The organism is uncultured Campylobacter sp. (genome assembly GCF_938002845.1).
GTDB lineage: Bacteria > Campylobacterota > Campylobacteria > Campylobacterales > Campylobacteraceae > Campylobacter_B.
In genome coordinates this window covers 1-20,895 of sequence record NZ_CALKZP010000021.1, presented here as the reverse complement: position 1 = coordinate 20,895, position 20,895 = coordinate 1, and the positions used below count along the sequence as shown (strand labels likewise).

General features: G+C 47.1%; 19 protein-coding genes. 7 read left to right on the top strand and 12 right to left on the bottom strand.

Annotation, left to right across the window (positions count from 1 at the left end; translation table 11 throughout):
• The first annotated feature begins 68 nt into the window (after positions 1–68).
• Positions 69–1,736, top strand: a complete 1,668-nt coding sequence (locus Q0224_RS02880; protein WP_297948972.1) for a 30S ribosomal protein S1 — start codon at positions 69–71, stop codon at positions 1,734–1,736.
• A gap of 56 nt (positions 1,737–1,792) precedes the next feature.
• Positions 1,793–3,370: a phosphoglycerate dehydrogenase gene (gene serA / locus Q0224_RS02875; protein ID WP_297948970.1), complete on the top strand. Its 1,578-nt coding sequence runs from the start codon at positions 1,793–1,795 to the stop codon at positions 3,368–3,370.
• A 550-nt stretch (positions 3,371–3,920) separates the two neighbouring features.
• On the opposite strand, the gene Q0224_RS02870 is transcribed toward serA, so the two are convergent.
• The 3 genes from Q0224_RS02870 to Q0224_RS02860 all read right to left on the bottom strand — a co-directional run bounded on the left by Q0224_RS02870 (position 3,921) and on the right by Q0224_RS02860 (position 8,246).
• Positions 3,921–4,733, bottom strand: coding sequence for a DUF3137 domain-containing protein (locus Q0224_RS02870; RefSeq protein WP_297948968.1), 813 nt, complete (start codon positions 4,731–4,733; stop codon positions 3,921–3,923).
• 417 nt (positions 4,734–5,150) lie between these two features.
• A complete protein-coding gene (locus Q0224_RS02865; protein WP_297948966.1) occupies positions 5,151–7,316 on the bottom strand; it encodes a DUF1007 family protein in 2,166 nt (721 codons plus the stop codon).
• Between the two features lie 3 nt (positions 7,317–7,319).
• Positions 7,320–8,246 (bottom strand): zinc ABC transporter substrate-binding protein, encoded by a 927-nt coding sequence (locus Q0224_RS02860; protein ID WP_297948965.1) that lies wholly within the window; start codon positions 8,244–8,246, stop codon positions 7,320–7,322.
• A 114-nt stretch (positions 8,247–8,360) separates the two neighbouring features.
• On the opposite strand from Q0224_RS02860, the gene Q0224_RS02855 reads away from it, so the two are divergent.
• Positions 8,361–8,714, top strand: a complete 354-nt coding sequence (locus Q0224_RS02855; RefSeq protein ID WP_005873133.1) for an HTH domain-containing protein — start codon at positions 8,361–8,363, stop codon at positions 8,712–8,714.
• 135 nt (positions 8,715–8,849) lie between these two features.
• Positions 8,850–9,290 carry a hypothetical protein gene (locus tag Q0224_RS02850; RefSeq protein WP_291939615.1) on the top strand — a complete coding sequence of 147 codons (441 nt, stop codon included), beginning with the start codon at positions 8,850–8,852 and terminating at the stop codon, positions 9,288–9,290.
• An 866-nt stretch (positions 9,291–10,156) separates the two neighbouring features.
• Here Q0224_RS02850 and Q0224_RS02845 read toward each other — a convergent pair.
• The 4 genes from Q0224_RS02845 to rpmB form a co-directional block, all read right to left on the bottom strand.
• A complete protein-coding gene (locus Q0224_RS02845; RefSeq protein WP_177387402.1) occupies positions 10,157–10,387 on the bottom strand; it encodes a YdcH family protein in 231 nt (76 codons plus the stop codon).
• A 246-nt stretch (positions 10,388–10,633) separates the two neighbouring features.
• Positions 10,634–11,827, bottom strand: coding sequence for a bifunctional glutamate N-acetyltransferase/amino-acid acetyltransferase ArgJ (argJ, locus tag Q0224_RS02840; RefSeq protein WP_297948961.1), 1,194 nt, complete (start codon positions 11,825–11,827; stop codon positions 10,634–10,636).
• On the bottom strand, positions 11,820–12,950 hold the full coding sequence (locus tag Q0224_RS02835) for a potassium channel protein (protein WP_297948959.1): 1,131 nt from the start codon (positions 12,948–12,950) through the stop codon (positions 11,820–11,822). The genes argJ and Q0224_RS02835 overlap by 8 nt, the downstream gene beginning before the upstream one ends.
• 18 nt (positions 12,951–12,968) lie before the next feature.
• A complete protein-coding gene (gene rpmB, locus Q0224_RS02830) occupies positions 12,969–13,160 on the bottom strand; it encodes a 50S ribosomal protein L28 (protein ID WP_297948957.1) in 192 nt (63 codons plus the stop codon).
• A 144-nt stretch (positions 13,161–13,304) separates the two neighbouring features.
• Here rpmB and rpe point away from each other — a divergent pair, with 144 nt between their 5' ends.
• Both rpe and Q0224_RS02820 read left to right on the top strand, forming a co-directional pair.
• The gene (gene rpe / locus Q0224_RS02825; RefSeq protein WP_297948955.1) at positions 13,305–13,946 is read left to right on the top strand and encodes a ribulose-phosphate 3-epimerase; all 642 of its coding nucleotides are present in this window, start codon (positions 13,305–13,307) and stop codon (positions 13,944–13,946) included.
• 21 nt (positions 13,947–13,967) lie between these two features.
• Positions 13,968–14,774 carry a 3'-5' exonuclease gene (locus Q0224_RS02820; protein ID WP_297948953.1) on the top strand — a complete coding sequence of 269 codons (807 nt, stop codon included), beginning with the start codon at positions 13,968–13,970 and terminating at the stop codon, positions 14,772–14,774.
• A 772-nt stretch (positions 14,775–15,546) separates the two neighbouring features.
• On the opposite strand, the gene Q0224_RS02815 is transcribed toward Q0224_RS02820, so the two are convergent.
• From Q0224_RS02815 to Q0224_RS02800, 4 genes are all read right to left on the bottom strand, one after another.
• Positions 15,547–15,669: a hypothetical protein gene (locus tag Q0224_RS02815; protein WP_297948951.1), complete on the bottom strand. Its 123-nt coding sequence runs from the start codon at positions 15,667–15,669 to the stop codon at positions 15,547–15,549.
• A 557-nt stretch (positions 15,670–16,226) separates the two neighbouring features.
• Positions 16,227–16,559: a hypothetical protein gene (locus Q0224_RS02810; RefSeq protein ID WP_297948949.1), complete on the bottom strand. Its 333-nt coding sequence runs from the start codon at positions 16,557–16,559 to the stop codon at positions 16,227–16,229.
• A gap of 70 nt (positions 16,560–16,629) precedes the next feature.
• Positions 16,630–17,766 (bottom strand): glycerate kinase, encoded by a 1,137-nt coding sequence (locus Q0224_RS02805; protein WP_297948947.1) that lies wholly within the window; start codon positions 17,764–17,766, stop codon positions 16,630–16,632.
• Positions 17,767–18,159: 393 nt separating this feature from the next.
• Positions 18,160–19,536: a GntP family permease gene (locus Q0224_RS02800; RefSeq protein WP_297948945.1), complete on the bottom strand. Its 1,377-nt coding sequence runs from the start codon at positions 19,534–19,536 to the stop codon at positions 18,160–18,162.
• A 471-nt stretch (positions 19,537–20,007) separates the two neighbouring features.
• Between Q0224_RS02800 and Q0224_RS02795 the strand changes: the two genes are divergently transcribed.
• A complete protein-coding gene (locus tag Q0224_RS02795) occupies positions 20,008–20,163 on the top strand; it encodes a hypothetical protein (protein ID WP_297948944.1) in 156 nt (51 codons plus the stop codon).
• A gap of 403 nt (positions 20,164–20,566) precedes the next feature.
• Here Q0224_RS02795 and Q0224_RS02790 read toward each other — a convergent pair.
• Positions 20,567–20,895: Sua5 YciO YrdC YwlC family protein (locus Q0224_RS02790; protein WP_297948942.1), on the bottom strand; the 329-nt coding region annotated here is incomplete at its 5' end.

Genomic DNA, 20,895 nt, shown 5'->3' with positions numbered 1-20,895 from the left:
CAAATTTTAGCTAGAATCGCGCATTTTAGTTCTTTTCAAAAAAGCACAAATAAATTTAAAGGAAGCATATGGCTGAGGTGAACGAGAAGGTTCAAAACCACGCAGAGGAAGATTTTGCGACATTGTTAGAGGAGTATGACGCCGGGAAGTCTCGCGACGAGGTTGTCACAGGTAAGGTTATCGCCCTTAAGGACGGCGAGGTTTTCATAGACGTAGGCAGGAAGTCGGAGGGCATTTTAGATGCCGCCGAGGTGAGCGACGATCAAGGAAACCCGCAGGTTAATGTAGGAGATGACATCAAAGTCGCTATTATCGGAAGCAGAGGCGGTCGCCCGGTTGTATCGTATAAAAAGGCCCTAAAGAAGGAAAAAGTAAAGGCGTTCATCGACTCCTATGATGAAAACGCAGAGAATGTCTATGACGTTAAAATTCTATCATTTAATAAGGGCGGTTTCGTTTGTGCTAACGCAGACGACGTGGAATTTTTTATGCCGCGCTCGCAAAGCGCGCTTAAAAACCCAAATGGCGCCGTCGGTAAAAATTTCAAAGTAAAGATCATTAAAGTTGATAGAGATGAACAAAGCATTGTAGTATCGCGCAAGAAGCTACTTGATGAGGACCGCAAAGCAAGCAAAGAGGCGATCGAGAAAGTAATCGCTACTGAGGGCATCATCGAAGGCGTCGTCAAAAAAATCACCACCTACGGTATGTTCGTAGACGTAGGCGGCGTAGATGGGCTCGTGCACTACAGCGAAATTTCATACAAAGGCCCGGTAAATCCAAGCTCGCTCTACAAAGAGGGCGATAAGGTTCCGGTTAAAGTTATCAAATACGACAACGATAAAAAGCATCTCTCCCTTTCGATTAAAGAAGCGATGCCCGATCCTTGGAACGAGATCAAAGATAGCCTGGAAGTGGGCGATACTATCCGCGTAAAAGTAAGTAATATCGAGCCTTACGGCGCGTTTGTCGATCTTGGCAACGACATCGAGGGCTTCTTGCATATCAGCGAAATTTCGTGGGATAAAAATATCAAAAATCCGAAAGATTTCATCAGCGAGGGCGAGGAGCTTGATGTCGAGGTCGTAGAGATCAACCCTAGCGAGCGTAGATTGCGCGTAAGCCTTAAAAATTTACTCACTAAGCCTTTTGACGAGTTTGTTGCTAAGCATAAAGTGGGCGACGTGCTAAAAGGTAGCGTCACTACGATTACAAATTTCGGCGCGTTTGTAAGGATCGACGGTGTAGAGGGACTTTTGCATAACGAAGACGCTTCATGGGATCGCGGCGAGAAGTGCAAAAATTTATTCAAAGTAGGCGACGAGATCGAGGTTAAGATCATCAAGATCGACAAAGATACTCAAAAAATTTCTCTAAACCACAAAGAGCTCGGCGATAGCCCTATTAGCGAATTTGCCAAGAGTCACAATCAAGGCGATGTCGTAAAAGGCAAGATCCGCGATATTAAAGAGTTCGGAATTTTTGTCGAGCTCGGAGGCGGTATAGACGCGCTTATCCGCAAGGAAGATCTCGGCAACGTAAGCGTAGATAGCCTAAAAGTGGGCGACGAGATCGAGGCCGCGATCGCCTTCATCGACGAGAAGAAAAATAGAATCCGCCTAAGCGTGCGCAGGCTGGCTCATCAGAAGGAGCGCGAGGCGCTAAACGAGATCAATAGCAACGACGACGAGAAGCAAAGCCTAGGGGATCTGATCAAAGATCAACTAAATAAATAAAACTCTTTCCGCAAGGCATCTCCGCCTTGCGGACCTACTTCAAAAGGTTAAATTTAATGAAAACTATCATAGTCTGCGACGCAATCCACAAAATCGGTTTTGATCTGCTTAAGCAAGAATCGGACATTAAAGTAATCGACGCTACGAACGTGCCCAAGAGCGAGCTTTACGGAATTTTAGGCGATGCGGACGTCGCGATCACCAGAAGCTCTACGGCGGTGGATGAGAAATTCCTTGGCGCAGGCACCAAGCTAAAAGCGATCGTGCGTGCTGGCGTGGGCGTAGATAACTGCGATATCGACGGCTGCTCCAAGCGCGGCATTATTTTGATGAACGTACCTACGGCAAACACCATCGCCGCGGTCGAAATGACCATGTGCCATCTGCTAAATGCGGCGCGCAAATATGTAAATTCCTGCAATGATCTAAAAATTAATAGAATTTGGAAACGCGAGAAATGGTACGGCACCGAGCTTTATAAAAAGAGCCTCGGTATCATCGGCTTTGGAAACATTGGCTCGCGCGTAGGAGTGCGCGCGCTTGCGTTTGGGATGAACGTCATCGCCTACGATCCGTATATCGAGCCCGAGAAGGCCACGAAGCTCGGAGTAAAATATACGAAGAATTTCGATGAAATTTTATCTTGCGACTTCATCACGATCCATACGCCGAAAAATCAAGAGACGATAAATATGGTAGGCGAGCCGCAAATAGCGAAGATGAAGGACGGCGTACGCCTAATAAACTGCGCCAGAGGCGGGCTGTATAATGAAAAAGCGCTCGCAAACAATCTACGCAGCGGCAAGATCGCGTATCTCGGCATCGACGTTTTCGACAAAGAGCCTGCTACTGATCACGAGCTTTTGGATATCGAAAATTTAAGTGCGACTCCGCATCTTGGCGCAAATACGCTCGAATCGCAAAGCAATATCGCCAGGGAAGCCGCGGAGCAGGCGATCAGCGCCGCACGCGGCTTAAACTATCCAAACGCTTTAAATTTGCCGCTTAAGCTCGAGGATCTGCCGCGCGGTATCGAGCCGTATATAAATTTGGTCTCGAAAATGGCCTATCTTGCGGCGCAGATCAACAAAGGCCCGATCAAATCGATCACGATCGAGGGCAGCGGCGAGGTGGTGCAGTATCTAAAATCGATGCTCGTTTTTGCGATCGTAGGCGCACTGCACGATTCTTTGGGCGATTCGCTAAATTACGTCAATGCCAAATTTCTTGCGGATGAAAAGGGGATCGAGACGAGCTTTGGCGAGCTTGCAAATAGCGTCTATAAAAGCGAGATCGCAGTAAAAATCATGACCGACGAGGCGATCTCAAACGTCGCGGGCACGGTCTTTGACGGCAGCGAGGAGCGTATCGTAAATATCGGCGGATTTAAGACCGATTTTAAGCCGAAGGGCAAGATGATAATCTTCAAAAACACCGACGTGCCGGGCGTTATCAAATCCGTAAGCACGATCCTAGCCGACGAAAACATCAATATTGCGGACTTCCGCCTAGGCAGAGGCGAGGAGGGGGACGCTTTGGCGGTCATTTTGGTCGATTCCGAAGTGCAAAAAAGCACGCTTGATAAGCTGGCGGCGCTTCAAACCTGCCTAATGGTGCGCTACGCGGCGATTTAATCCTTTTCCGCTTAGGAGGTGAAATTTTAAATTTTGCCTCTCCCGAATTCTTTAATAATTTAAATTTACTTCCTGTGTGCAGAGCCGCGCTTGCGATACGTTGCGACATGCGCTCGGCAGATACGTTTTGGCGCGCGGCTTGTGAAAACGCTGCGCACGCGTCAAATTTAACTCTCGCCGCGGGCTTGCTTTTAAATTTTAAATTTCGTCCTTGCGGATCTGCTTTTAAATTTCATCATCGCGGGCGCCGCCGATTAAATTCTGCCGCTATGCGAGTTCGGCACTCAAAGCACTGTGTCGCGATACAAGGCGCGGTAAAATTTTATTTTTACGAGACGCGGGCGCTTTTGTTTCAAATTTATGCGCGACAGGCACTTTCATCTCTAATCGTATCGCCCGTTTAAATTTAGGGCAACTACCGAGCGATTTTATTGCTGATTAAATTTAGGACGGCTGCCGAGAGATTACACCGCTGATTAAATTTTACGTTTTGCCCAAATTACGCTTCGGTGAAAATTCCGCCCGGCGTAAATTTGGTCGATACAAAATTTCAGCTGTAATGCGTCCTGCTAATTTGTGGCCCCAGTGTCTCGATTAGGCTTAAAATTTTGCGGATCTGCGTTTGGTATTCGCGCGCGAGCTCTATGCTAGCGGGCCTATCAAAAAGCGTAGTTTCGAAAAGATCGGGCGCGCCTTTTAAAAATAGATATAAGCACTTATCCATAAATACCGCGCTCAAGCTGAACTCGCCGCTCGTTTCGCGATTTATTTCGCGCAGACGCTCCATAAACGCGGGCGTTAGCAGATAGCGCGCTTCTACTTTGTCATCCGCAAACACGCGAAAATCGCGCATAAAATCCACATCGTCCATCATCTCTTTTTCGCCGAAGATCTTGGCGTTTAGCTCCCTGCTTACCACTATCGTTTTGCCCGAGGTTTTTTTCGCGAGCTCGCAGATCAGTACGTTGCCGTCAAAGTCCATATAGTTATCGTAGAATATTTTGATCAACATAATCGCCGCTATGAGCGGATTATCCGTTTTCATGTAAAACCTACCATTACTATGTACCTCGCTGAGGCTAAATTTAATCCCGCAGTACACGCCCGTAATCCGATCCTCGCTTTTGATCCTAGATTTCCTATAAATTCTAAATTTTTGAAATTCCTCTTCTTGCATACCGGTATATGGATCATATTTTAAACCGGCATCTATATCGTTTATTACGGCGCGGACGAATATCTCTACGGCGCGGACGAATATCTCTTTGTAAAATTTGTAGTAGCGAATTTCTGCTTCAGTTTCTTGACCGGCACAATGAAGAAGAAATATCCAAAAGATCTGAAAAAGGATCAATACGCCCAAAAATTCGGCAATTTTTATTAGAGGAGTGTCTGCTTTAACGCCGTCTAGAGACATTATTGCGAATAGGACCGAAAAAAAGGCGGCTATACTGAGGTAGTAATATCTATTAAAAGCTCTAGCGCACGCTTTTTGTTCGGTTAAAGTTTGCGAAATAGCATCTTGCAAAGAAGGCGACATATCTATTCTTGATAAAAATTTCGCCCGTATTGTAGCGAAATTTAGCGGAATTCATAAAAAGCGAATTCCGCCGCATAATTGAATGGTCGAGATCGGAGCTTAATTTATGCAGTCCGTGCGGCGCAAATTTTAAAATCTTACTATTCTGAAAACAATTCGCATTGGATTTAAAATTTAACGTATCGCGTAAACTTATATTTCACGCGAGCCGCCTTTGAAATTTGCGTTTAAATTTTGCGATCACAGTATCCTGAGGCTGTCTGAGATGAAATACATAAAAATCCCGAGCCCGAACATCACGAAAAGCCCCAAAAATTCGACGTATAGCTTCAGGCTTACGAGCCGTTTTGAGCTTAGCTCGTTTGCTTTCGCACCGAAAAGCGCGGCTAAAAATATCACGACGCTCATTCCAAAACCGATGAAAAGCGCACTTGCGACGCTAAGCGCGAAGCTGCCGAGGCTGAAGGCAAGCACGAAAATAAGAATCGTGCCGGGGCAAGGCACGAGCGCCGCTGCAAGCGCGATAAGCCACTCGCGCCCTTTCTCGCCGCCGCCAGTCGCGCCATTTTGCAGCGAGTGAGATGAGGTTTGGTTTTTGAAATTTATAGAATTTAAGACCTTTTTTTGCTCGTTTTGGCTAGGCGAGTTTTCTTCTAGGCTTGCGGTTAAATTTGAATCCGAATTTAGCTCTGCCGTTGCGGCGCCTAAATTTTGAGTATCTAAATACCGCGCGGATTCGCCGCTAGGGGTTTTAAATTTAGAAAATTTATAGCTCTTTGACGCTGCGTGAGCGGAATTTCCGGCGTTTGCAAATGCCGTATTTTTTAAGCGGGCGTCCGTCTCTGCGGTCTTTGCGACAGAAGCACAAGCGGCGCAGGAGCAGCTCGCATCGTGGTGGGCGCCCGACGATCTTACGCGGCGAGCTTTGTCGTAGATGATGAGCGCCGTTATGACGATGATCAGAAGCGCCGAAATTTTCGTGGTGATCGAGGCGGAGTTTGCAGAGACGAGCCCTGCGACGTTTTGCAACACAAACATGCTCGCGCTTACTAAAACGAGCGCTCCTAGTACGTGCAGAAGCCCGATTTTAAGGGCAAATCCGAAGGCTTTGACGTAGCTGCCGCCATGGGCTAAGAAATAGCTCGCCGTTAGCAGCTTTGCGTGTCCAGGGCCTGCCGCGTGGAAAAAGCCGTATATGAAAGAAAGCGCCAAGACCCATAGGATCGTGCTTGCGCTTGCATGCTCGCTGCTTGCGCGAAACGCCGTTTTGAGACTTTTCATAAAATCCATCGTCTTTTGCGCGACAAATCCCAGCGAGACCTCTTTGTGCTGCTCGTTTGAAATATCGTCGCTACCGGATGCGGCTCCGTTTTTCTCCGCTCCATTTTGCGCTAAATTTAAAGAACTCTCCTCGGGCGGCGTCGCGAGATCTTGCGTAGAATGCGCGGAATTTAAAGAGTTATCTCGGATCGCAGCAAAATTTTCGCCCGCGCCTTTATCTGCAGGCGCCGCAGAATTTGCGGAACCACCTTTTTCCTGCGCATCCTTTTTAGCGGCTTTATTAATCTGCGCGAGAGCATCCGAAGCGGCGATATTTTTTTGCGCCTCTACTGCAGCCTCCGAAACGATATCACCAACCGATCTTTGGTTTGATCTGCGCGCCGAGCTGGCATTAGGTTTTCCTTGCCCGCCTTGCGCAAGTTTATCCTCTGAGCCCGCAAGGCTCTGCTGGCTAGATGCAAGATCATCCTGCGCTAAATCGGAGCTCGGCGCGCTTGAAATCAGCGGTTTTTTATCTGCGATCTTTGGTTTTTCGCCGCTAAATTCTATAAAAGTGGTGGCTAAATTTGAATTAGGCTTTGCTACAAAGCCCTCGCCCAGATTAATGGGCTTGTCGTCAAGCATTTTGAAATTGAAAAATCCCTGATCGTCGTTAATGGAAATTTTAAGAACGCGGCCGTTTCGCAGCTCGAAGCCGACCTTTTGATCGAACTCAAACACGAGTCTGCCCTTTTTGACGAGGCTTATTGCGTTTTTAAAATTTCCCTTGATTTGCGTGCCTACTAGGTTACTAAGCGCGGGCTTTGCGTTTTTTGGCGCTTGATCGTAAAATTCCGCCTCGCAAAGGTAGTTTTTGGGGGTTAGATAATCGGTCATCGCCTTAGTTATCTCGGCAAGCTCGCTATTTTCAAGCTTGCCGTTGGAATTTATATCGTAGGTCTGCATTATGACGTCGGTAAAATTTTGAGAGAAAAGCCACGAAAAATGCAGACTCACGATCTTGCCATCTTGTGCGACGGGAGTAATGCTAACGTGCGCAGTGGGCGTGTATAGGGCGCACAGAGCGCACGCAAATATCCGCGAGCTAAAGATCGCGGATAAAATTAAAATTTTAATAAATTTCATCAACTACAAATTTTCTCCGAAAACGTTGATCGTCTTTTTCATCGTCTCATACCAATCTAGCGGCAGCTGATCGATCTCCATCACCTTTGCGCCCGTTTGCGCGGCGATGGTTTGCGCTGCCTTTTTGGAAAACTGCGGTGCGACGAAAATCACCTTGATCTTTTCCTCTTTGGCTTCCTCGATTAGCTCGGCTAAATCCGCAGGCTTAGGCTCTTTGCCCTCCACTTCGACTGCGATCTGCTCTAAATCGTATCGGTGCGCGAAATAGCCCCAAGACGGATGATAAACCATAAATTTCTTTCCCTTGACGCCCGCTAATTTCTGCTTTGCGTAAGCGTCTAGCTCGTCAAGCTTTTTAGCAAATTTATCGAAATTTGCTTCGTAAATTTTAGCATCCTTAGGATACTGTTTGGTTAACGCGTCTTTAATATTTTTAGCTTGAATTTTTACAAGCTGCGGATCGAGCCAGATATGTGGGTCTAAACCGCCGTGATGGTGATGGTGCTCGTGCGCCTCGTGGTCTTTGTCACCATGCTCATGATGCGCGTCATGATCGTGATCATCGTGATGCGCGCTATGATCATGTTCGTCGTGATGGTGATGCTCTGCCATAGCCATTTTGGTGATGCCATCTTCGGTGCGGATTATCTTCATCTTTGGATACGATGCGGCAAGCTTTGGTAGCCAGACTTCATCGAATTCTATACCGACTGCAAAATACAGATCGCTATTTTCTAGCATTTTCATCTCCGAAGGCTTAGGCTCGTATGTGTGCGGATCAGCGCCTTTACCAACCATCGTATTTACCTGCAGGGTATCACCTGCGATCTGTTCAACAAAATACTTCGTAGGAAGTATGGTCGTAGTGACCGTAGGTTTGGCGAATGCTACGCAACTAGCTGCTAAAAGCGTGAAAACAAGCTTTTTCATAAAATTCCTTTCCAAAAAAAATTGCGGAAGTATATCAAAAGCAACTTAGTTGCAACTTAATATAAATTTATCTAAATTTCGCTATCATCGCTTAAATTTTAAAAAAGGCGTAAAATGGATCCCAAAGATTTTTTAGCGAGTCACGATATCGCTCCTACGGCACTTAGAGTGCAGATCGTGCAGATCCTAAGCGAGAAAAAATGCCCGGTAAGCTACGATGAACTAGTAGAACAAACGGGTGCTAATAAAACCACGATATATCGTAATATAGCGCTTTTGGAAGAGAAAAATTTGATAATTACCAGCGAAAATAATCATAAAAGCTTTTATGAGCTTACCGACGGCGCAAAAGCGTATTTTGTCTGCGAAAGCTGCCATAAAATGGAGGAGATTTCGATGCCAGCTTTGTCACAAAAAAATGTCAAAAGTGTGCTCGTGCGAGGATTGTGCGAGAAGTGCGGCGGCTGAGGCAGGAAATTTAATCAAAAGCGCTCAAAGAAATTTGGCTAAAACGCTAGGGCAAAATTTAACCGATTTTTAACGGATTTTTATAAAACAAACGATATAATCCGAGCGTTTCATATTTTAAAAGGGAAAAATTCAGTGAATAAAAACGATACGATAAAAGCAATAGAGAAGTTTGTAAGTTCTCAAGAAATGACGATGTTTCGCCTAAAAAAGGGTATCTACGGCGATGCGATGAAAAACCTGGATCAGGTTTTTACGCCGTATAAGGAGTTTGCCGAGTTTTTCAAAAATCCCGCAAATAGACTGCAGGAGCTGTTAGGCAACATCGCGTACGAATCGATTTTAAACTACACTGAAGCAGGGCTATCGCACTGCGAGAAGATCCACTCGATCTATTTTGTGGAATCCAAAGGACTTTTCAAAAGTGGTCTAAAGTATATCGAGCCTGATGCGACCGCGAGAGAAAGAGCCAAGAGCTATTACGACAAATTGCTGGAAAATAATGAGAAGCTTAACGAATATATCGATATCGGCTTGCAAAGGCTACATGGCTTAGAAGCAAAGGTTTTCGAGTAGGCTAGGCTAGCTTTGGGATTTGATTTGCGCGGCGAAATTCTATCGCAAATTCTTGGCGCTTAAAATTCTATGATTAAATTTCATACCTTTTACAAGATCTACTTATACTATTTAATTCCGCGTTAGCGCCGCTTTTAATTGTGTATATAGCAAATAGGGTGGCTTGAGCAATTCCGTGCCGGCAGGCATTATCCGATACGATCAAAGAAATAATCTAAATTTTTAAAGCTCGACGAAGCGGGTTAAAATAAGCAAGCTTGGCTAAATTCCGTGGAGCGACTAAAGCAAGCTCTAACATAAACTAGCGCTTGGTTGGAGTCTGCGAATTTGAAATTTTGCGGCTAGCGCGAACGGGAATTTAAAATTCTAGCGCTACTTTAGATTTCTGCGAAATGCAGAATTTTAAAGTAGGTATTGCGCCCGCAATAAGCAAAACGCAAGATTTGAAATTTTCTAAAAATGCTCGCTGCAAAGTAAAAATTTAAAAGCCAGGCTGCAGGGCGACGCAGCGTAAATTTTAATTTACTCTGCAGCGCAAAACGCATTCAGCAAGAGATATTTTTGGAAGCGGAAAGGGCGCGATAGAGAGCCGTAACGAATTATATTTGATTGCGCTAATACCGCATTGTTGGTATATGCAGTGATGTAGCGATACGTAAAAATTATTTAGTGGTGTCAATATGGTGAAGCGTGCGGTATAAATTTTTAACTCGTTTTGGCATGCTGTTTTAATATCTCTATCATGCGCGGCAAATTTAAGCGGTTAAACTTATTGAGATTAGAAAATTCTAAACACGGATTAAAGCTTAGCGGCGAAATTAGACTTGCTAGCACTCTGCTGCATCTTAATTTCGCCGCAAGCAACTTTATTTATCTGCCTTTTCGGCTTTATATTGCGCTAGCAGGGTGCCTAGCTCATCTTTTATGCGAAGCTTTTCTTTCTTCATTGCATCGATCTCCAGATCGCTCATATGCACTCTGCCGGCTTGTGCGTCGGCGATCTTGTGATCCAGCTCGTCGTGCTTCTCAAAAAGCGAATCAAATCGCGCGTTTTTGCCTTTTAACTCAGTGATTAAATCTCTGTATTCATGAAACATGCTTTACTCCTTTAAAAAATTTATTCAAGTATATCAATAAAGCGCTTAAAACCTAATTTTAGCTATCAAATTTAGACTGAATTTCACGCATGAGATTCCAAATTTTAAGAGGTAAAATTTTAGTATTTAAAAATTTAAAACAGGCAAATTTAAATGATAAAATTTTAAGAGCAGAGCTCTAAAACCCTGCCGCTATTCGCTATTTTCGAGACGAGATTTTTAGGTTATGAAGCGAGCTGTGAATCTTTATGATCTATAATCGGCGTTGATTTTTACGTAGTCGTAGCTAAGATCGCAGCCGTACGCGCTAAACTCGCCCTCTCCGAGCCCCAAATCGCACCAGATCGTAAAGCTTTTTTGCTGCATCACGGCGTGAGCCGCAGCCTCGCGCGCGGCGTCCAGCTCGCGATTTTGCGCATCATAAAGCAGCACGTCGTCGTATTTGATACGCAGCTTTTCTTCATCGCATTCTATACCGCAGGCGCCTATGGTGGAGGCTATGCGACCCCAATTCGGGTCTTCGCCGAAGATCGCCGTTTTAACAAGCGGCGAATTGCTTAGCGCCTTCGCCGCCCTGCGGGCATCATCGGCATTTGCGGCACCGCTTACTTTAAATCGCACCAGCTTGTTTGCGCCTTCGCCATCTTTTACCAGCATTAGCGCAAGCTCGCGCGTCAGGGCATTTAGCGCGGAGGCGAAAGCATTTTTGTCGTAGGCGCATTTGGCGCTGCTGCAGAGCATAATCGTATCGTTGGTGGAGGTATCGCCGTCAACGCTTACGGTGTTAAAGCTCTGCTCCGCTGCTTTTTTTAGTAGTTCGTCCATATCCGCGCGCGGTATTTTTGCGTCGGTCAGGACGAAACAGAGCATGGTCGCAAGCGCAGGATTGATCATACCCGCACCCTTGCAAACGGCTGCGATGTGAAATTTCTCGCCGTTTTCTAAAGAAATTTCATATGCAAGCTCCTTTTTTATCGTATCTGTCGTCATAATGGCGGTGGCTAGGGCGTTCGAGTTTCGCGCCGAGAGGTTAAAATTTTGCGCGGCGGCGATAATTTTTTCCTTTTTGAGACGGTATCCGATGACGCCGGTGGAGCTCATAACGGGGTTTATCAGAGCGGTCTTTTTACCAAGCTCGCTAAAAATTTCATCGATGTCTGCGATGCCTTGCTTCCCGGTCATCGAGTTTGCGTTTTTAGAATTTACGAGGATAAAATTTGTTTTAAGCTCCCCGCCCGCGCGCTCTTGCGCCCTTTTGAAATGCCTAATCGGCGCGGCTTGAAATTTATTGCTCGTAAAGATCGCGCTTACGGTAAAGGGTTCGTCCGCGCGGATAAATCCCAGATCGTTTCCCTCTTTTTTAAAGCCCGAATTTACGCCGTCAAAATAAAAACCCTCGACATTTTGTAAGCCGCCCTCGAGCTTAGTTATTTTAAACATATCTCATCTCCTGCGGCTTGTATTTGCTGCGGATGAGTTTTTTAGTGTTGCGGATGCCCTCTGCCGTGCCGATGACTAAAAATTTCACCCCAGTACCGATGAGGTAGTCGCCATCTGGCATCGGGATAAAGCGGCTGTTGGGCTCTTTGATTCCCACGACGTCGGCGTTTGTAAAATCGCGCAAGCGAGTTTCTTTTAGGCGCTTGAAGCGGATCCACGAAAAATCGGGCACCGTGATCTCTTCGATATCAATGAGAGAGTCCTTTTTATACAAAAATCGCTCCAAAATGTTTTCCATATCGGGGCGCACGCTGATCGCAGAGAGCCTTTGTGCGGCGAGTTTGGACGGCGAGACGATAGAATTTGCGCCGAGTTTTTTTAGCCTCTCGGTGTCGCTGTCATCATCGCTATTTGCCATGATGAAGTAGGGAGTGATGCGACCAAGCTCCTTTTCGTATAGGCGCACCAGCGAGATTATCGCGATATTATCGGCTAAATTTGGAGCCAAGGTGATGACGGATTTTGCAGATGACAGATGCGCTTTTAGCATCGTGGTTTCTACATGCGGTTCGCCTACGATGAAATATGGATAGCGGTTTTCTTCGGCGATTTTGGCTAGAGCGGGATCGGGGTCGATCACGACAAAAGGTAGATGATTTTCGCGAAACTGCTTGGCAAGCTCGGCGCAGTAGATGTTGTTGTAACAGATAATGTAGTGGTTTTTGAGCCTTGCGATGTTATTGATCATTCGTTGCTCCCTAAGTAAATTTTGAAGTTTGCCGTTTTTTATGACCTCGACGACGACGCCTAGGCAAAACGAAAAGGTTCCAAAGCCCATGAGGATGAATAAGACGGTAAAAATTCTACCCGCAGGCGATATCGGCGCTACTTCGGTAAAGCCTACCGTCGTAAAGGTCATGCCTGCTTGATAAAAGGCGTCTACGAGCGAAAAGCCCGCTATAAAAACATAGCCTAGCGTGCCGATTAGCATCATTAGCACGATGGTTATCAGCGGTAAGCGAAAAGGGCGTAGCTGGTCGTAAATTTCTGTGTAGAGGTTGATGTCCGGCTTAGTCGAGCCGGACCAGTCGAGGAATCGCTTGATCTTGTCCAAAACAGACATAAATTCCTCTTTGAGGGGTTATTTTGATTGTTTTTTCATAGTTCGTAGAGTTGAGGCGGCGACTTTGATTCGTCTGGTTGAGCCGTCTTCTAGCTGAACGCGGATGGTGCGTAGATTGACCTGGAATTTCTTTTTGGTTCTGTTATTTGCGTGGCTGACGTTGTTTCCTACCATCGCACCTTTGCTGGTGATTGCGCATCTTCTTGCCATAATAAATCCTTGATGATTAAAATAAATGACGATTATATCGAAAAAATTTCAAATTATGCTTAAAATCCGCCGCGGTTTAAATTTAGCGAAATTTATGACAAAACTAAGTAAAATTCCGCATCTTGAAATTTTAAAGGAATCTTAATGTATGTCGCACCCAGCATTTTATCGGCGGATTTCGGAAGGCTTGCGGAGGAAATTCGCGCAGTCTGCGAAGCGGGCGCCGATCTCATTCACGTGGATGTGATGGACGGGCATTTCGTACCTAATCTTACGATCGGACCGCTCGTAGCAAGCGCCGCGGCAAAGGCGAGCAGCAAGCCTTTAGACATCCATCTGATGGTTAAAAACGTGCCGTTTTTCGTCGATCTTTTTTTGCCGCTAAAGCCGAAATTTCTTAGCTTCCACATCGAGGAGGAGCAGCACCCTCTGCGCCTCATAGATCATATACGCCGCTGCGGCGTCTCGCCCGCGGTCGTGCTAAATCCGCACACTCCGCTTAGCGTGCTGGAGTTTATCTTGGGCGAGGTAGATATGGTGCTTTTAATGAGCGTCAATCCTGGCTTTGGAGGGCAGAAATTTATCCCCTCGGCGCTTGAGAAAATTAGGCAGCTGCGCGAGCTGATCGATCGCAAAGGTGCAAAATGCCTCATAGAGGTCGACGGCGGCGTAAACGGGCTGAATATCGCAGATATCGACGAAGCGGGCGCCGACGTCGTAGTAGCGGGCAACTACATATTTTCTTCAAACGACTACGCGGAGGCGATCCGTGCGCTTAAAATTTAGGCGCGGCACAGGGGTAAAATTTTGACACGCCAGATCGAAAATTTAATAAATTTACTGGCTCAAAAGAGCATAAATTATTACGATTTTATCTCAAAAGCAAGCGATATTGCCGAAATTACCGAGCTTTTCGAGCCCAAAGACCTTTCGATGTGGCGAGCGCTGGGCATAGAGATAATAAAACTCGACAACGGCAAAATCACGCTCAAAACCCGCGAGACGGACATTTCGGATGAAATTTTTTGCTTCGTAGATATTGAGACGAACGGCGGGCTCTCAAACGGCCAGATCATCGAAATCGGCGCGATAAAAACGCGCGGCACGCAGGAGCTGGACCGCTTCGAGAGCTTCGTTTATGCGCCCGTCGTGCCCGAAAATATCACGGAGCTTACCGGTATCCGCGCGGACGATCTGGTGGGTGCGCCGCCGCTAGCTAGCGTGCTGGAGCGATTTAGACTGTTTTTAGGAGATAGCGTTTTTGTGGCGCACAACGTCAAATTTGACTACGGCTTCATCGACGCTAGCCTGCAAAAATGCGGCTTCGGAATGCTTTTAAATCGCAGGCTCTGTACCGTCGAGCTCGCGCGCCGCACGATCGAGGCGCAAAGATACGGGCTCGGCTCGCTAAAAGAGCTTTTAGGCGTACAAAACGTCCACCACCGCGCATTTAGCGACGCCGTTTCCTGCTTTGAAATTTTCAAATTCGCGCTCTCGCGCCTGCCGTGGAGCGTGCAAAGCACCGAGGATCTGATACTTTTTAGCAAAACCGCAAAGAGCCTGGCGCTGCCTAGGCCGCAGATTTCGGAGCGCGGCGAGGGCGAAATTTTATAAATTGCACGCCGAATGAAGAGATGAAATTTTAATAAAATTTCGCGCCACCGTTTGAGAGGTAAATTTTGCGCTTTTAAGCGGCGGCGCTTTAATCTGCGCAGATTGCGGTAGTATAAATTCGATCCGAGCGATTTTGGCGGGCAAATCGGTGCGTATGGACCTAGATTTTGAAATTTTACCCTTGCCGTAGCGATTGAATACGCACAAATCGCGGCGGCGCAAATTTAAAACGCTACTGCGGCGAGATGTGGTTGCGAGCGAACCGAAACGGCGCGAATTTAAGCAGGCGCGGTTTTAGATAGCATTGCGATCGCACCGGATTTAAATGCAAATGCCCGCAGCGGCGCTCTCTACGTATGCCGCTGGCGGATCATGCGATTTTAATTTGCTCGGGCGGGTGCGGCAGCGAGCGCTCGTGGAGCCTTTTTGCTTTCGCGGCTTTGATTTTTGCGGCGATAAATTTTGCGCCCGCCCGCGGTTTTACAACCTTGCTTCGGACGAATTTTATGAGCGCTCGCAGTCGCGCGGATGCGTCCGAATCGTTGCGCGCTTTAAATTTAGCCTAGGCGTGCGAATTCGATGCTTTAAACGCTAAAATCAATAAATTTTGCCCGCGCCTGCCCGTCTTTTGCGTCCTAAAAGCGATAAATTTAGCGCGCCCGCACCGCCGTCGCAGATACGCTAGACGCGAGGGTTTTCTGCATTCGTCGCTTAGAATTTTGAGATTTGATTTTAGCTTGGACCTGATCGGTATGCGCCCGTGCCGCAAATTTTAAAATGGAGCTTTATAAAATTTTTTGGCGCCGACCGCAAATGAAATTTCATAAATTTTTATCGCAAAACACAGCGCGATCGGAGCAAATTTAACGAAAGCTCGCCCCTGTCGTAGCGGCATACGGCGGCCGCATCCGCACTAAATTTAGTGATAAGCAAATCCGCGATCTTAATAATACAAAATTTACGCAGACGCAGCCCGCTCCTCATCAAAGCGTTATCGGAGGGCGGCGGGCTTTGCGAGCGAGCGAAGTAATGCGCCGCCGTCATCTTTGCAAGAAGCGCGATTTTGCGATTGAGCAGCCTTTCTTACCTCAAAATGAACATATCGCGGGCTAAAATTTAAACGGAATTTTATAAAGCGGATCGCTGCTTTTAAATTTACGTTACAAATTCCATAGGCTGCGAATATGGCGTTAAATTTTAAAATTTTGTCTGTTTTAATCACGCCTTGAGGTATGTATTGCGAGGGTATGCGAGCCACTTGATTAGAAAATGAGTTTTAAATCATTCCTAGCGTATATGCTCGCGCAGTAAAGTGAAATTTTGCGCCGTAAAATTTCGCGCCGCTGCGTTACTGCTGAGCCGCTCGCCGTCTTACCTCCTGTCCTATTGCTCCGTATTTTCAAACGCGCTAGAATTTCAGCAAAGCTACGTTTTAATGCAAAATTTATCCACTTACCGCGGTCTGCGGCGGATGAAATTCTGCCGCCCGTCGTAAGCTGCGTGCAGTATCTGCTTGCCGCGCATGCACGTCATAGCCCATATCCTCTTGCCGCAACTGCTACTTGAATAACGTCCATCATTGTAGGCTCTCGCCTGCTTCTTCGCGTATATTTTTGCGCCTTGCAAGCTGCGCGTCACCCCATCTGCGTCAAGATCACGCCGTGCCTTTAAAGCGCACAAATCTATCCTGTATAAAATTTCGCTTCTTCGCCATGCTCGCCTCCTGCCGCACTTTGTCGTGCTTTGTCTGTTGCGAGCAGTCGCCGCCTTATTTAGCGACCGCACCTGCCGCGCATACACACTGCACTCTCTGCAAGCTTTAGCGCCCGCGTCTTGAAATTTCAGTCCAAAATCCCTATTTGGCGCTGCGCCCTAGCAGAAACAATCTCACTGCTTGTTCGGCGACGCGGGCTAAATTTTGCGTCGCGACGGTGGGCTCCATAGCGCGCTCAAGGCTCATCGGTTCGTTTAGGATGCAAAAAAATGCGCCTATACCCCGTTCATTACAGCCTCCGGCACAGGGCGAGATACCGCCTGCTAGCGCGATTACGGGCACGCCGTAGGAAGCGGCGATCTTCGCAACACCGCAAGGGGTTTTGCCCATTGAGCTTTGAAAATCAAGCCTTCCTTCGCCGGTGATGACGAGCTCGGCGCCTTGCATATCGCGCTCTAGTCCGATCTCTTCGGTGATGATGTCGATGCCTGGCTTAAGCGTCGCGTTTAGAAAGCTCACGAAGCCAAAGCCTAGCCCGCCGGCAGCTCCTGCTCCGGGGCTATTCCAAAGCTCGCATCCAAGATGTTTGCTTACGACGCTTGCAAAATTTATAAGTCCCGCATCGAGCTGCTTTACCATCGCCGCATCCGCGCCCTTTTGCGGAGCGTAAATATATGCCGCGCCGTTTTCGCCAAAGAGCGGATTATCCACGTCGCAGGCGATAAGAAACTCGCACTCTTTAAGATGCGGCAGCACCGAAGTGCAATCTATCGTGGCGAGTTTAATCAGATCCTCGCCCGCTCCTGCAAGCTCTGCGCCATTTGCATCTTTAAATTTAAAGCCGAGCGCGCGCAGCATACCCATACCCGCGTCATTCGTAGCACTTCCGCCGATGCCGATGATAAACTTTCGCGCGCCGTGCGCAATCGCATGCGCTATCATCTCGCCAAAGCCATAAGTGCTCGTTTTTAGTGGGTTGCGGCGCGATTTTTCGATGAGCGGCAGACCCGATGCGGACGCCATTTCTAAGATGCCTAGCTCGCCTTTTAAGGCGTAGCGCGCGGGCGTTTTTTCGCCTAACGGATTTGCTACGATGACGTCCATGAACTTAGCTTTTAGCGCGTCGGCAAGGGCTTCAACGCTTCCTTCGCCGCCATCTGCGATAGGTTTGACGAGCACCTCGCAGCCTAGCTTTTCGATGCCTGATTTTACGGCGTTGCCCGCCTCAAGCGAACTAAGTGAGCCCTTAAACGAGTCGATCGCGACTAAAACTTTCATATTTTTCCTTTAGCTGGTATTTTAAAATTTTGGAATTTTACAGCGCATAGGCTAAATTTACGATGACAAGACTGAAGCAAGAGTATAATTTTAAAATCTCGTCGCCAAATTTGTGGGGCAAATTCTAAAATTTTATGTCGTGGAATTTTAGAATTCTGTAAGCCACAGAATTCAGGCTAAATTTTAAAATTCCGTAGCGATAGAATTTTAAAATTTCGCTCCTTGAGGCTTTGTGTGTAAATTTAAAACTATGTTAAGCGAAATTTTAATACTAAGGCATTTGCGCGACGCGGGCTAGCTACGTAAATTTAAAGAATTTTATGTAGCTAGCCGCTGGTAGATGCCCGTAGCGCTCCGCACTGATTTAGCGCTGTAGCGGCTAAATAAGCTAGCCTAGATCAAAAACAGCGACAAAACCCACACGCTGATCATGCCCGTAATGCCCATAATTAGCGTAAGCATTGTTTGAGTGCGGTAGCCTTGCTGCGGATTCATCTTGCTGAAATTTGTAACGACCCAAAAGTAGCTGTCATTAGCGTGCGAAACTGTCATCGCGCCCGCTGCGATCGCCATTACCACAAGCGCGCCGGACATTTCAGAGGTGAAGCCCAGTACCTGCATCAGCGAGCCATCCGCGTTAAATGCGCCCATAATCGAAGCGGTGGTGATGATCGCCACGGTGGAGCTTCCTTGCGCGCTTTTTAGGATAGCCGAGATTAAAAACGGAAAGAAAATCCCCGCGGCTTTAATGGCGGTCGCATTGTCCTTGATGTAGGTTACGAAGCCGGCGTCGGTGATTACCTTGCCTAGCACTCCGCCCGCTGCGGTGATGAAGAGGATCGGGCCTACTATCTTTAAGGATTCGTTGGTGATCTCGCTAAATTCACCTAATTTGCCGGTTTGCATGAGTAAAAATACCGCAAAAACTACGCCCAAGGCTAGCGCGATGATAGGATTTCCTAAAAATTGCGAAATTTCACCCGCAAACCCGCCTACTTTTAGGATCTTGGCGACGGAACCCAGCGCCATAAATAGGATCGGCACCAAAATAGGGGCTAAGCTTAAAAATCCGCCCGGCAATTTGCCGTATTGCTTAAGCAGATCGTCGTAGCTTTTGGCGATGACTTCATTGGCTTCAGCTTCGCTTATATGCACACTCTTGGCGACTTTTTTGGAAAAAAAGTATGTAGCGATCAGCACCGGCAATGATACTACCGCGCCCATTGCGATTACGAGCAGCAGATTACCGCCTAGACCCACGGCGCCTGCTGCGGCGATCGGTCCAGGAGTCGGCGGGATGAATACATGCGAGGCGTAAAGTCCGCCGGAGAGCGCTACTGCAAGAGCGACCGGATTTTCGCCGATTTTTTTGCTGATCGCTTCTCGAATTGGGTTTAAAACGACGAAGCCGCTGTCGCAAAATACGGGGATACCTACGATCCAGCCCATTATGAGCATCGCAAGCTCGGGGCGCTTCTGCCCGACTACGTTTACGACCATATCGGCGAGTTTGAGCGCCGCGCCGGTCTTTTCGAGCACGGTGCCGATGAGCGCGCCGAAGATTATGACGATACCGATACTCTTAAACGTGCCGCTGAATCCGTCGCCGATAATCGCAGGGATCTTGGCTAGCGGTATGCCCGCGACAATCGCGAGCGCCAGGGAGATAAGCATTAGCGCCAAAAATGGGTGAACGCCTGCTTTGGAGATCAAAAAAATCATCACGACGACCGCTATGGCGAAGCAGATGATTAACGCAACACCGCTCATAAAAGCTCCTTGAATGGATTTAATTTGCCCGCAAGCGGTTTAAACTTAAGCTCCGTTTGCGCCTCAAATTTAATGCGGTAATTTTAGCGAAATTTTAATATAAAGCAAGAAAGGCGGCGTTAAATTTATGGAAATTTATGATTTATGCGGAAATGATGGACTAGCTAGCGGAGTTTATCGGTTGGAATTTATCGGTGCCGCACGGCGAGAGGTGGTTTAAATTTTAAAATTTGCGATGTTTACTTTGATATGCTGTTTGTTTTAATGCGTTGCGCGGCGGGCGACGGAAATTTTATCGAGGATCGGCTGTGTGGCGCAGCAATGGCGGCATCGCGCTTGCGCTTTATACGCAGCTTTGGCGGCTAGGCGGCGTGAGCGATGCGGACGGCTTTGCGCGCTTGCTGCGGCGGAAGCAGTGAAGATAGAGCGCAATAGCCGCGGTGGCGATAGCGGCGATGGAAGGCGATAGTATTGGCAGCGGCGGCTATGAGGCAGCGGCGAAATTTTGATTTTAGCGGCGCCAGAGAAGCTTTTCTTAAAGATAGAATTTTAATCAAAGGCAGAAGCGGCGTCGGTGGAGCTTCGATCAAAACGGCGCATAGAGGCTCGGATAAAAACCAGCGGTAATGCCCGATCTCTAAAATTTTAATCAAGAATACTCAGGATACAAAAATTTATAGCGATAATCTTAGCTCGCCCGAGTTGGAATTTTGATCGAGAGTATCTGGCGATAGAATTTCATTCAAAGCTAGCAGTAGCGAAATTTTACGGCTTCGAAAACGGCAGGAATTCTACTGCTTAAGGCTAGTAGGAATTCACAGTTTTTCTATATAAGTTTTCTGTGAGTCTGTCGTGATATTTTCGCGATTTTTTAAAATTCCAGACGGTATTTGAGCGGTCTGTATATGACGAAATTTTACGGTTCGTGAAATTTATAGAGCCATTTAAATTTACAAAGTCGCTTAAATTTATAAGCTACTGCGCCTCTTTTTTGAGCGCTCTTAGCACGCGTAAATTTTAATCGGCAGCTCTATCTAATCCGCAAAATTTTAGTTTTTGAAATTTTATATATTTTCGAGCTTGCGTTTTGGCTAAAATTTTGATCCACGACCTCGTCTGCCGCCGCTTTCGCCCAGGCTTCGTCGAAGTTTTGCCCGTTTAAATTTGCGCTACTGGAGTAGAGCCAGTCAAATTTGCGCAGAAATTCCTCGTGGGCGCACCCTTTGACTACGCGTACGGCTTTGGCGTTCGGATACAAAAAGGTCGTTTTCCTCGCACGACGCACTAAATTTTTAAATTTAGCGGGCACGCGAGCGAGATTTTTTAGCTCGCTAAGCTTCGCCGTCGTTATGAGGCAGG

Excerpts from the sequence above, each read along its gene's own strand:
- Q0224_RS02835 (WP_297948959.1), bottom strand. The coding sequence starts at position 12,950 with ATGTCTGTTTTGGACAAGATCAAGCGATTCCTCGACTGGTCCGGCTCG.
- Q0224_RS02800 (WP_297948945.1), bottom strand. The coding sequence starts at position 19,536 with ATGAGCGGTGTTGCGTTAATCATCTGCTTCGCCATAGCGGTCGTCGTG.
- Q0224_RS02805 (WP_297948947.1), bottom strand. The coding sequence starts at position 17,766 with ATGAAAGTTTTAGTCGCGATCGACTCGTTTAAGGGCTCACTTAGTTCG.
- Q0224_RS02880 (WP_297948972.1), top strand. The coding sequence starts at position 69 with ATGGCTGAGGTGAACGAGAAGGTTCAAAACCACGCAGAGGAAGATTTT.
- rpe (WP_297948955.1), top strand. The coding sequence starts at position 13,305 with ATGTATGTCGCACCCAGCATTTTATCGGCGGATTTCGGAAGGCTTGCG.
- Q0224_RS02845 (WP_177387402.1), bottom strand. The coding sequence starts at position 10,387 with ATGTTTCATGAATACAGAGATTTAATCACTGAGTTAAAAGGCAAAAAC.
- serA (WP_297948970.1), top strand. The coding sequence starts at position 1,793 with ATGAAAACTATCATAGTCTGCGACGCAATCCACAAAATCGGTTTTGAT.
- Q0224_RS02860 (WP_297948965.1), bottom strand. The coding sequence starts at position 8,246 with ATGAAAAAGCTTGTTTTCACGCTTTTAGCAGCTAGTTGCGTAGCATTC.
- Q0224_RS02865 (WP_297948966.1), bottom strand. The coding sequence starts at position 7,316 with ATGAAATTTATTAAAATTTTAATTTTATCCGCGATCTTTAGCTCGCGG.
- argJ (WP_297948961.1), bottom strand. The coding sequence starts at position 11,827 with ATGTTTAAAATAACTAAGCTCGAGGGCGGCTTACAAAATGTCGAGGGT.
- Q0224_RS02855 (WP_005873133.1), top strand. The coding sequence starts at position 8,361 with ATGGATCCCAAAGATTTTTTAGCGAGTCACGATATCGCTCCTACGGCA.
- Q0224_RS02815 (WP_297948951.1), bottom strand. The coding sequence starts at position 15,669 with ATGCCGCTACGACAGGGGCGAGCTTTCGTTAAATTTGCTCCGATCGCG.
- rpmB (WP_297948957.1), bottom strand. The coding sequence starts at position 13,160 with ATGGCAAGAAGATGCGCAATCACCAGCAAAGGTGCGATGGTAGGAAAC.